Raw genomic sequence first — 10989 nt, forward strand, 5'->3', positions numbered from 1 at the left:
GCACTTATTCAATATAACGAACCTATCTTCATGTGTCAACTATTTTTTCCAAAATTATTTGGAACTGTTTCTGCGTCACTATTAAAGCCTTATAGAGTAAGAATTTTAGGCTATAGTATTCCTGGAAGTCACTAAGGAAGCAATCAAGTTGTGAAAAGTTATGGTGTTTTGCCGCCTTGGCTGGTTTTAGATCCACTGTTGCATGGCTGGTTGTTGGAGGATATTGGCAGGGGTGATCGCACAACAAATACGCTACTGATAGAAGATGTGACGCTGAGTTCGGCGAAATGGATAGCTAAAGCTTCAGGAATAATTGCTGGTTTACCAGTTGCAGCTAGGGTATTTCAGATTTTGAATGAAAAAGTCAGCTTTTTGGCGGTTGCGGCTGAAGGTGCATGGTGTGAGCCAGGACAGGTAGTAGCTGAAATTCATGGTTCGCTGGATGCGCTGCTGATGGGGGAACGAGTCGCACTCAATTTGGCTATGCGGTTGAGTGGGATTGCGACTCTGACTAATATATATGTAGAGAAAATTGCTGATTTACCTGCTCAGTTGGTGGATACGCGTAAAACTACGCCAGGGCTGAGACTGTTGGAAAAGTACGCGACTGGTTTGGGTGGGGCGATTAATCACCGTATGGGATTGGATGATGCAGTAATGATTAAGGATAATCACATTGCGGCTGCTGGGGGAATTGGAGAAGCTGTTACCCGTATTCGTTCTCACATTCCTTATCCCTTGACTATAGAGGTTGAGACGGAAAGTTTAGAGCAGGTGAAAGAAGCTCTGAAGCACAAGGCTGATATTATTATGTTGGACAATATGCCTTTGGATATGATGTATCAGGCAGTGCAGTTGATTCGCCAGCAAGATAGGCAGGTGAAAATTGAAGCTTCCGGGAATGTGACTTTGGAAACAATTCGCGACGTGGCAGAAACGGGTGTTGACTATATTTCTAGCAGTGCACCGATTACTCAGTCGAAGTGGTTGGATTTGAGCATGAGGATTGTACTTTAATTGTCACAATGTGAAGAAAAGTTCATAATTGCATAGTAAAACTATACGTAAATGCTGCTATTTTTACTGAGATAATTAGAATATTATCAATTTTTTACTAAATTGCCTTGTCTTACCTGAAGTAGATAGGCTCTCATAGAAGAGATAAAAGTTTCCTATTCAATCTCTGAATATTTGTTTTCTATCAACCAGTTTCTGATTTGTATTGCATTTTCGCCCACAGATATCAATAGCCTGCTTTAGCATTCTTGGGAAGCGATCGCAATAATTCAGTTTATTAGGTAGTTTCAGCAAGCCTATGTTTCTTATATTCACAATACATATTACACACTTCTAGTATGCATTGTTCAGGTTTAGGTTGTAATTCTGTAATTTTTACGCCAACCGTAGATAAGGACACTTCTGTAAGAATCCAGAAGCCTTATTATGGGCTTCTAAATTATGAGTATGCGTTGGCGTAGGTCGAATAATGCCATTAAATAGGTCATCCAACCCGTAGGGTGTGAAAAATTGCCATTGTCCTTGGGCATCTAGTCGAACTCCTACAGCAGTAGCGGTGTGCAGCCAATCTGTGATGCCATCCTCTGTACTAGTGTAAGGTCTGCTACCAAGACGCCAACGAGCAAAACTGGCTTGATTTTTGACATCAAACTCGTCATGAGAAAATTGTTCTGTAAGAGTCGCCTTTGCTGCTAGTTCTTGGGAACGGTTCCCCTCTATATCAAAAAATGCAATATCAAAATCTTTAATACCTAACCCACAGTCATTGCCAAAAATTGAAGCCCAAACGGTGTTTCGGACTGCACCCCCGGCTAACCACCAATTAGTAGATTTAATTGGGCGATCGCAGGTAATACTGTATCAATACGTGTATCAGCTAAAATCATCTGTAAGTGAGTGTTACTATTCATATTAAATTTTTGGGATTATCAAGTAGAAAATGAAAATATTATTATTCATATTTGATAAAACTTACGGTGTTGATAGTCCTGTTGTGGCATTTTGCAGGTTAATATTGGCGGCTGATACTAAATTAATTACTTAATCTTATATTATACAATCAAGCCGCGTAACAGCTCATCAAACATGGAAAACCACAAGAAGGTAAAGGGTGGCGCTGGAGTGAGGATCATGAATTGGATGAAGATGAAGAATAAGGAAAATTTAGGGAAATGCAGAGAATGAAAATTTCCTCGTGTTTGTATGTTTTTTATTTGTGTATGCTAAAACCTGCTTTAAGATTAAGATAGTTTTAGTTACAATTAGCCAACAAAAATTATTAGAAGATGAAACCTGTGAGTCTTCCATATACTGGAGGTTGTCAATGTGGACAGATTCGTTATGAAATTCATGCCCAACCGTTAACTCTTTACCTATGCCACTGCAAGGAGTGTCAGAAACAATCGTCTAGTGCCTTCGGAATGTCTCTTACAGTACTACGATATGCTCTTGTGATTGTTCAGGGAAAACCGAAAGCTTGGACTCGGAAAACTGATCGCAAAGGTGAAGTAAATAACCTGTTCTGCGGCGACTGCGGAACGCGATTGTTCCATGAACGGACTTACAACTCAAATACTATCAATGTTAAAGCCGGAACCTTAGATGATACAAGTTGGTTACGCCCAGTAGGTAACATTTGGACACGCAGTGCCCAGTCATGGGTGATAATTTCAGACCAATTGCTCAACTATGACGGGCAACCAGAGGATACACAGCCTTTATGGGAAAAATGGAAAGAACAACATCCATAAATGCACAACTCCTGATCTTCAAACATCATTGCCCTGAAAAACTAACATCCTTGCTTGTTAATGCAACTTATGGCTATACCAAAGGAGATAATGATAAATTTTTACCGATAAAGTGCTTTAATGGACATATTAAATTATTTAAAACAGTAATAGTAAACTCAAATTATAAGTTCAGTTTGCATATCATATATATTCCCATAATTGCCTGTAAATCTTTAAGAAAGCTAACACAGTATTAATATTTCACATGAAAAATTACTGGACATTTCTAATTAAGTGATTTAAGTAAAATTGGATAAAGGAAAACAATTTTGGTTCATTCTCAACACTTTTAACAGTTATTTCTAGACAAGCTTGATGAAAAACGATACACCAGAAGAACTGAACTCAGACCAAGAAATTGGGCGCTTAATTGATGAAGTAATGTCTTCATCTCTGACTGATGAACAGTACCGCAAAAAAATGCAGCGACGCAAAGAAGTGCAAGACAAACGCATAGCAGAAGCTGTACCAGAAAAAGGATTAATTATTGTAAATACTGGTAATGGTAAGGGTAAAACTACTGCGGCTTTGGGGATGGTGTTGCGATCGCTCGGTCATGGGTATAAAGTAGCGATCATCCAATTCATCAAAGGTAGCTGGGAACCTTCCGAAAAAAGAGTTTTCAGCTATTGGGAAGACCAGATAGAATTTCATGCAATGGGCGAAGGCTTTACCTGGGAAACTCAAGATCGCGATCGCGATCTTGACAAAGCTAGCGCCGCGTGGGAAAAATCATTAGAATACATCCGCAATCCAGACTTTCATCTGGTGTTGTTAGACGAAATCAATATTGCCCTCAAAATGGCTTACTTACCAGTAGAAGACGTTTTAGCCGGTTTGGCGCAAAAACCTGCTAACAAACATGTTATTCTCACAGGTAGAGGCGCACCACCTGCTTTAATTGAGCGTGCTGACTTAGTAACCGAAATGACTCTAGTTAAGCACCCTTTCCGCGATCAAGGTGTGAAAGCACAACCGGGAATTGAGTATTAAATGAGAATTTAGAATTCAGAACTCAGAATTCAGAATTGTTAAAAAACCAGGTTTCCTACTCACCAGAGATCAGAAACCTGGTTTTTAATTCTCGTATGTCATACCAATTTGAAAAAAGAATGCAACACATAGATAATATCTCTGTCCAACCCTACCCTTGGTACGGGATGCGCGTCAGCGCGGGTGGAGTTATCTGTCGTAAACATTTTTTGAATTGGTATCAGATATGGAAAAGCAGATTACGCCTATATACAGCAGATTTAAAGTTGATGAGGTACAAAGTTTTAGTTCTGAATTCTGAATTATGCTGTAAGTCCCATTTGTTACTTCTTATTCCAAAGACTTAAAAATGCTTGAGAGATGGCTGGGGTAATCTGACTTTGTAAGTGATTTAGTGCATCACGATGGTTTTGATTGTTGTCATCATAATAAGTAAACACATTCGTCAGCTTGACAATCTCAGGATTTTGATCGTTTGTTCCCCTCCATTTGTTAGTAACTTTGTGTAAAACATCCTTGGGTAGATTTTGTTGTAAGTTATTTAACGCTGCGATGTAAGAAGGATTTTGAGGATTTTTTTTGAATTGGAAGCACAAATCTATCAGCTTGACTTGTGACTGGGGCTGAGGCTGGGGCTTACCTGTTAGACTAGGTTGCTGTAGAATTTGACGCTGTTCAATAGTAGCAATACCATTTTCAGTTAAACCCTGAGATTTCTGAAATTTCTTGACTGCTGTATAAGTAGCGGGCCCATAAAAAGGCTTGTCTGGAGGAATTTCGGCGTTGGTTGCAAAACCGTGAAACTTCAATCTATTCTGAAGTCCTATGACTGTATCTTCCATTACAGATCGAGTCTCGGCGTCAGCATTACCATTAACCGTAAGTTTTTGTGAATACTGTTTCTGAAACTTTTTAATAGCTTCTTCAGTGGCATCATCTGTTAAGGAATTGTTATTCCGCTTCCAGGGAGCAAATTTAGTGAGATCCGGCTTAGGATCAATCTCAGGAGCTAAATATCCCAGCCCAATCAATATATGACGGATGACTTCAGGGCTACTAACGGCCATACTTTTTGGTTCCTTTGCTACTAGACTACCATTTAATGTATCTTGTTTTACAAAAATTAGGTAAGTAGAAATAAATAAATCTAACATTTCTTATTTGCAAGGCGTTCCAAAAGTCAAGCGATATATGACGATAAGCTGCAACTCTTTGATACGTTCGACGTATACGACTACAGAGAGTGAAAAAGAAAGAGGTGCGATCGCTTATTCTTAACTATTGATGATACTACGCGTTAAAGGCGCACAGATGTGCGCCACTAAGATGCCTAGAATGGGATGTTTTTTAATTGAAAGTCCCTTAATCTAGTGGAATACTAACTAACTTGCTGTCTGGCATTGACAACATATAAAAACTCATTTTTACCCTTAGGTAAGAAAACGAGTGGTTTTTCCCTCGCTGCCTGCTGCAATTGTGGAGGAAGTAAAGTGTAAATGTGTTGGAAGTCGACTGTAATCTTCTTAGTAGTACCGTTAACTAAGAAACAAGACCTAAATTTCCCTTCGCTCGTATATTTATCATACAGAGTATCAAGTACTTTCTGGCGTAATTCTTCAACAGGAGAAACATAGATAAAGTAACCTTGGGTATCTAGTTCTTTAGCTCTTGTTGCTGCTTCGTCTGAATCTAAAAAGAAATCAATCTGAGTATCTTGAATTTCTAGAGGACATTGCTGCAAAGGCTTCCCAGATACTACACTATATATTTTATCTCCCGATGGAGCATTAACACTAAACAATTGGTTGCCAGTACTTTCAGCTTCTCCAGCTTGGAAGTCAAACCAAGCTTTAGTAACTGAGCCATCTCCAAGACCTTTGACCAATTTTGGTACTATTATTTTATCAAACTCTTCTTTAGTAGCAGGAATCGGAAAACTTGAAGGAAGAGAAAAAGGGGTAGCAATTGCGTATTCAAGTATATCCTTATAGAGCGTAACTCCTTGTCCTTGTTGCTCTGGGGTGCTGTAAAGGGTGGTTATACCTAATACTGTTTTGTTTTCTGCTAAAGCTGGACTCAGACCACCGAACCAAAGGATAAAGGTCAGGATAACAATTAAAATGCGACTTAACTTTTTCACTGGATTTTTGAATCGAAAAACTTTTTGTATTCTGCACGTGTAAGTCTGCACTAACAACCGAAGTTAAGGAACTTAAGAAATAAACTTAAAAATTTTTGGTCGTCTATTTGCCAAAGCTTTGAGCAGTAAGGATTTCATCTACCCACAACTTCAAAAAAAATTCTGGTTAATCTCCGGCACGTATACCAAAAAGGTTTCGTTCCTAAAAATATTCATAATATTTAACAAACTTTATTTCAGGAAAAGTACATTTCATCTTTGTAGCAACCTCTTGAGTGGAGCAAATATTTGATATTTGCCGGCATATTATAAGCCCTAACTACTGATTATTACTTTATGAGTGTATGTACAAAACTTAAGAGACAGTAATGAATCCACTAAAACGTAGGCGCAAACGGGGTGTTATTCTTACACCTCAAGGTTTTGATAAACTTCAAACAGCGAAATCTCAAGCACAAAGTTGGGAAAACTTAGATAAACGTTACACTTTGGAAGATTTAAGCGATCGCACTGGCTTAGATCCAGACACACTGATGAAGGTATTTCATTGCCAAGTAGGAGTTGATAAGCAAACTCTAAACATCTGTTTCCGGGCTTTTAATTTATTACTTGAACCCAGTGATTATCAACTACCTCGAACTGATGAAGTAATTAATAATCAGGATTCAATCCAAAATTTCATTGATTGGGGCGAAGCACCGGATATCTCTGGATTTGTAGGACGCACAGCAGAACTAACAACACTAAAACACTGGATTCTTGAAGAAAATTGCCGATTAGTGACTGTGTTGGGTATGGATGGAATGGGTAAAACTAGCTTATCAGTCAAGTTAACAGAGCAAATTCAAGATAAGTTTGAGTTTGTTATTTGGCGCAGTCTCCGCAATGCTCCACCATTCAAAGATATGTTAGCTGAGTTAATTAAACTTTTATCAAAGGGGCAAAAAACTACTTTATCAAAAACTTTAGATGGCAGAATTTCGCAGTTAATTCATTATTTAAAGAAATCTCGTTGTTTATTAATATTAGATAATTTAGAGACAATTTCACAAAAGGCTTCGGCTAAATATAATCTTAGATATTACGTTCGAGAGCGTGATGGTTATAGCGAATTAATAACACGAGTAGCACAAACACTTCATCAAAGTTGCTTAGTGTTGACAAGCCAGGAAACTCCGAAAGAAATTAGGCCACTGATCGGAGAAAAATTACCTGTTAGAGCATTGCAAGTAAAAGGATTACAAGTAATAGAAGTAGAAAAAATATTGAAAAATAAGGGTGAATTTTGTGGTTCAAGTGGTGATTTCCATCAACTGATTGATAGTTATGCGGGGAATCCATTGTTATTAAATATAGCTGCCAACAAAATTCATAGGCTGTTTGACGGGAATATTTTAGAGTTTTTAAATCAAAAAGCTTTAGTATTTGGCGAAATTCATCAGCTTTTAAAAGAGCAATTTAACCGTTTTTCAGATATAGAAAATATTATTATTGAGTGGTTGGCAAATAATTCTCAGCCAGCTTCATTTTCAGAACTGCGATCGCAAATATCACCTGCTATACCACCACAAAAATTAATAGATGCTTTAGAATCTTTACAGGAGCAATCTCTAGTCAACAAAAATGCGACTCTTTTTTCTGTAGCGCCAATGATTAGGGAATATGTAAATCAACAATCGATCCAAAATAAAATTAGCTCCAAATACGGCCGGCGTCAATCACAAAAATATCGCTCAATTCTTACTAGAGAAAAAATCAAACTCTCTTTTAATGTTCCAGCGCTTACCGTCGTGAAGCAGCAAGGTTAATTTGTCAGCAGTAAACTCAAAATGCAACTGACGCTTTTCAAACTCTGGCCAAGCGGCTTTAAAATTCTGCTTTGTTAAATCCCGAAATGCAACCGTTAAATGGGGCGCAAATGAGCGGCTTTTAGAAACCTTGTCAACAATTCCCAAGTTGCTTTCTGTATAAGCCATTAAATCAGCTTGTAAAGTTAAAAGCTCTTGACTTCTGACTACATTAATGTATATGACGCGAGGCGCAAAGGCATCAAATCCCTTGAGTGTAATTGCTACTGGCTGTTGTTCATCAGCAAACTCTTTCAAGGATGCTTCTAACAGTGGCAAGTTAGCATCTGCCCATTCAAAGGGCGGTTGCAGGGTAATATGAGGCGGAGACTTTAGTGCCCCGATACTAGCATAGCGATCGGCAAAGTACTGCTTAATCTCGTTGGCGTAGTCTTGAATATCTTGCGGTGGTAAAAGGGCGATAAAAAAACGGCTCATATATCTATATTAATTAGTGGTCAGTAGGAAAACTTAGGAAAGGCGGAGCGAGTTTGCGCTTGATCCGCCATACTGTTTACTGAAAGAGAAAATCGAAATGAGCGATCAAATTTTTCTGTCCGATGAGGATGTTGTTTCTATTCTTCAGTAAATCGCTGTAGTTTGTAGATATTGCTACTCAAAAACAGTCATAAATAAAGCAGGATGTCTGTTGTAACTGGAGTTAAAAGCTTATGCCGTGGTTTGTAAAGAAAGGAGTAAACCACGCTAAAACAGGCTTTTCATCTAATTCAGACATATTGCTACTCATTTGCTACTCAAAAACACCCTCCTTCATCAAATTTTTAGCGATCGCCAGGTGCGATCGCGCTACTTAAATGCTACTCATTTAGAGGAGTAGACTCTTAATCTATTGGTTGCGGGTTCAAATCCCTCGTCACCCATCCTTTCCAGACCGCCAAAATTGCCCTTGACTAATTCTTGACTAAATTGAGTTGGCGAGCGCTCCAAAAGCGCTAAGCAACAAGGGTAAATCCAGCAAAGCTTTGACTAATTTAAATAAAAACGCTCGCTGGTTAGACGTAGTATCGACTTAACCACAGCGTAAGGCTTTTGGCGATAATGAGACAAAAACGGAATTATGACCAATGCGATTTAGGAAATTTGATAATCCCTATCTTGCGGCTATCGACCGGGTATCGCGTATCCTTTCGCCTAAAACTATTCACAGAGTTTTGACAGAAGGTTATTTTTGTAATTTTCAAAAGTTGCCCCCAGATGTTTTTGTAGCAGCTTGTATTGTTGTCTGCCTACATAGAATTTCTAAAAGTCCATTGGCCTTATTTACCTTTGGGAATTATGACTGAAGATGAAGCCAAAATTTATGATTTGCTACTACGGGCTGGGCCGCTTCGTGCAGTCCAAATCCATCAAACTTTACACATGGGATTTCATCGGCTCTATCCAGCGCTACAGAGCCTAAGAAAACACGACTTTGTGCAAGGTCGCAAGCAACCGGGGAATCAACTGACTTACGAGCTTACAGGGCTTAAGCCTACTAAGTGACAAAATGGAGATTTCGACCAATCAACCAAATACAACTACTTGCCCCAAATGCAATGGCACAGGGCTGCTAAAAGAAATCTGTGACTTTTGCATGGGAGATGGCTGGATTGAGGAAGCATCCGAGGAACTTAGATATCTGTGGATGTGCGAGGATTTGGGCCTCCTTACTAGCGAGGAATACCAGAGGCTGCAAGAGCTAAATTGCTAGAGTGAATCCTATTGGCAATGAAATTACTCTTTATAGAGAAACACTCAAAAGTAAGGTTGATGCTTCTGGTAAGCAGCTGCTCAATGGCAAGCACTTGCAAAATAAGTTGATGTCTAAGGTTGCAAATATGCTGTTTCGGGAGTTATCGAGAGCGATCGCAAATCAAAATTAACTAACCGCCCAGTGGACACGTTTATAGTGTCCACTGCATAAGATGTGACAAAAACGGAATTATGAATTGGTACTACAGACTAGAAGGACATACGCCTGTTGCTGTTGACTTAAGGGAGGAGTGGGATTTGTGGCTGACATCAAGTAACACAACAGTTATGCTAAACGAAATTAAAGATTGTATAATTTCAACTGTTTTTGTCGGTATGGACTTGAATCTTGCTTATGGTGAGCCGATGTTTTTTGAAACTTTAGTCATGGGCGGCGCACTCAATGGAAAAAGGAATCGTTACTCAACCTGGGACGAAGCAATACAGGGGCATCTCAAAATATGCACTCAAGTCTTTAAGTTAACTATGAGTTAACTATGAGTTGTCTCCAACTTGTCTATAAATTCCCCATTCCCCAATAGTTTAGAGTGAATCTACAATTTGATTTTTGACCAATTTGGTTTTGGTCTGAGAATTCGCGCTCGCTTACTAAGCCGAATCTACCCGTTTGAAGCGTTCCTCAGCAACGGGAAACAGTTAATTGAGCGAGAGGTACGGGAGGTGAAAAAGAAAGAAGTTACTCGCGAAAATGGCAAATCTGTGGTCAAATTCTCGCCCGGTGATGTCAAACGAGTTAAGCGTAACCGTTCGCGCGACGCTTTCAAACTTAGACTGGGCATGGGAACTGTCCTCGAGCAATCCGGTGACAAGTTAGTTGAGAAAGGAGCCGGGAGCGCCCTTTGTCGAATGAACTTCTGGCAACACGTCATCACAAAAATTGAGGTTGATGGGCGGTTGCCGGACAATCCCATCGGCAACGAGATTGCTCTGTATAAGGAAAAGCTCAAAAAAAATGTTGACGGTTCAGGTAAGCAACTGCTCAATGGCAAACACTTGCAAAATAAGCTGATGTCTAAAGTTGCAAATATGTTGTTTCGGGAATTAACCAGAGTGATCGCAAATCATGAATAAAGATTATCCAGTCCGACTTTCTATACAAAAATTAAGTCAAGAAACAGATGATTACGATCCAACAGATGATTATGATCCAACAGATGATTATGATGCCAACGAACCTAAATATTGCCCAAGATGTAGACAATATTCTGTTTTCTGGGGAAGTTTTGATGAGGTTTGGTGCTGCCAAAACTGTGATGAATTTTGATTGATTCAGAACCAAGGGGGATGAGTATCCCTAGTCGTCCCCCCCCCAATTTATGCAAATTTCCCATTCCCCAATTGTCTAGAGTGAATCCCCACGCGAGACTACACTTGTCTTATAAGGAGTGACAGCCGTGCTGGGAGAACTGCCCATAAGTTATTTGTA

Annotated in this window: 12 protein-coding genes and 1 pseudogene; 9 read left to right on the forward strand and 4 right to left on the reverse strand. The window is 39.2% G+C overall.

All coding sequences use genetic code 11. The features are described 5' to 3' along the window. Positions 1 to 150: 150 nt before the first annotated feature. Positions 151 to 1017 (forward strand): carboxylating nicotinate-nucleotide diphosphorylase, encoded by an 867-nt coding sequence (gene nadC / locus RMX98_RS35570; RefSeq protein ID WP_322681798.1) that lies wholly within the window; start codon positions 151 to 153, stop codon positions 1015 to 1017. Between the two features lie 375 nt (positions 1018 to 1392). On the opposite strand, the pseudogene RMX98_RS35575 reads toward nadC, so the two are convergent. Then, positions 1393 to 1928, reverse strand: a pseudogene (locus RMX98_RS35575) (nucleotidyltransferase family protein). Between the two features lie 375 nt (positions 1929 to 2303). On the opposite strand from RMX98_RS35575, the gene RMX98_RS35580 reads away from it, so the two are divergent. Both RMX98_RS35580 and cobO read left to right on the forward strand, forming a co-directional pair. Continuing rightward, a complete protein-coding gene (locus RMX98_RS35580) occupies positions 2304 to 2768 on the forward strand; it encodes a GFA family protein (protein ID WP_409881922.1) in 465 nt (154 codons plus the stop codon). A gap of 357 nt (positions 2769 to 3125) precedes the next feature. Then, complete coding sequence (gene cobO / locus RMX98_RS35585) at positions 3126 to 3803, forward strand: cob(I)yrinic acid a,c-diamide adenosyltransferase (RefSeq protein ID WP_322681800.1); 678 nt, start codon at positions 3126 to 3128, stop codon at positions 3801 to 3803. Positions 3804 to 4126: 323 nt separating this feature from the next. On the opposite strand, the gene RMX98_RS35590 is transcribed toward cobO, so the two are convergent. Next, on the reverse strand, positions 4127 to 4957 hold the full coding sequence (locus RMX98_RS35590; RefSeq protein WP_322681801.1) for a peptidoglycan-binding domain-containing protein: 831 nt from the start codon (positions 4955 to 4957) through the stop codon (positions 4127 to 4129). A 224-nt stretch (positions 4958 to 5181) separates the two neighbouring features. Then, positions 5182 to 5943 carry a hypothetical protein gene (locus tag RMX98_RS35595; protein WP_322681802.1) on the reverse strand — a complete coding sequence of 254 codons (762 nt, stop codon included), beginning with the start codon at positions 5941 to 5943 and terminating at the stop codon, positions 5182 to 5184. Between the two features lie 368 nt (positions 5944 to 6311). On the opposite strand from RMX98_RS35595, the gene RMX98_RS35600 reads away from it, so the two are divergent. Further along, positions 6312 to 7751, forward strand: coding sequence for an NACHT domain-containing protein (locus RMX98_RS35600; RefSeq protein ID WP_322681803.1), 1440 nt, complete (start codon positions 6312 to 6314; stop codon positions 7749 to 7751). Here RMX98_RS35600 and RMX98_RS35605 read toward each other — a convergent pair. After that, a complete protein-coding gene (locus RMX98_RS35605; protein ID WP_322681804.1) occupies positions 7677 to 8228 on the reverse strand; it encodes a 2'-5' RNA ligase family protein in 552 nt (183 codons plus the stop codon). The genes RMX98_RS35600 and RMX98_RS35605 overlap by 75 nt on opposite strands. Before the next feature lie 858 nt (positions 8229 to 9086). On the opposite strand from RMX98_RS35605, the gene RMX98_RS35610 reads away from it, so the two are divergent. From RMX98_RS35610 to RMX98_RS35630, 5 genes are all read left to right on the forward strand, one after another. Beyond that, on the forward strand, positions 9087 to 9293 hold the full coding sequence (locus tag RMX98_RS35610; RefSeq protein WP_322681805.1) for a helix-turn-helix domain-containing protein: 207 nt from the start codon (positions 9087 to 9089) through the stop codon (positions 9291 to 9293). 209 nt (positions 9294 to 9502) lie between these two features. After that, complete coding sequence (locus tag RMX98_RS35615; protein WP_322681806.1) at positions 9503 to 9673, forward strand: hypothetical protein; 171 nt, start codon at positions 9503 to 9505, stop codon at positions 9671 to 9673. A 61-nt stretch (positions 9674 to 9734) separates the two neighbouring features. Beyond that, entirely contained in the window at positions 9735 to 10037 is a 303-nt protein-coding gene (locus RMX98_RS35620) for a hypothetical protein (RefSeq protein ID WP_322681807.1), read from the forward strand. A gap of 66 nt (positions 10038 to 10103) precedes the next feature. Further along, positions 10104 to 10634, forward strand: coding sequence for a hypothetical protein (locus tag RMX98_RS35625; RefSeq protein ID WP_322681808.1), 531 nt, complete (start codon positions 10104 to 10106; stop codon positions 10632 to 10634). A 47-nt stretch (positions 10635 to 10681) separates the two neighbouring features. Next, positions 10682 to 10831 carry a hypothetical protein gene (locus tag RMX98_RS35630; protein WP_322681809.1) on the forward strand — a complete coding sequence of 50 codons (150 nt, stop codon included), beginning with the start codon at positions 10682 to 10684 and terminating at the stop codon, positions 10829 to 10831. Positions 10832 to 10989: the final 158 nt, after the last annotated feature.

This window comes from Nostoc sp. DedQUE02, from assembly GCF_034531035.1.
Taxonomy (GTDB): domain Bacteria; phylum Cyanobacteriota; class Cyanobacteriia; order Cyanobacteriales; family Nostocaceae; genus Nostoc.

What these genes read in the sequence shown, in the direction of transcription:
- RMX98_RS35580 (WP_409881922.1), top strand. Translation starts at nt 2,304, where the DNA reads ATGAAACCTGTGAGTCTTCCATATACTGGAGGTTGTCAATGTGGACAG.
- cobO (WP_322681800.1), top strand. Translation starts at nt 3,126, where the DNA reads ATGAAAAACGATACACCAGAAGAACTGAACTCAGACCAAGAAATTGGG.
- RMX98_RS35590 (WP_322681801.1), bottom strand. Translation starts at nt 4,957, where the DNA reads ATGTTAGATTTATTTATTTCTACTTACCTAATTTTTGTAAAACAAGAT.
- RMX98_RS35600 (WP_322681803.1), top strand. Translation starts at nt 6,312, where the DNA reads ATGAATCCACTAAAACGTAGGCGCAAACGGGGTGTTATTCTTACACCT.
- RMX98_RS35605 (WP_322681804.1), bottom strand. Translation starts at nt 8,228, where the DNA reads ATGAGCCGTTTTTTTATCGCCCTTTTACCACCGCAAGATATTCAAGAC.
- RMX98_RS35610 (WP_322681805.1), top strand. Translation starts at nt 9,087, where the DNA reads ATGACTGAAGATGAAGCCAAAATTTATGATTTGCTACTACGGGCTGGG.
- RMX98_RS35620 (WP_322681807.1), top strand. Translation starts at nt 9,735, where the DNA reads ATGAATTGGTACTACAGACTAGAAGGACATACGCCTGTTGCTGTTGAC.
- RMX98_RS35630 (WP_322681809.1), top strand. Translation starts at nt 10,682, where the DNA reads ATGATTACGATCCAACAGATGATTATGATCCAACAGATGATTATGATG.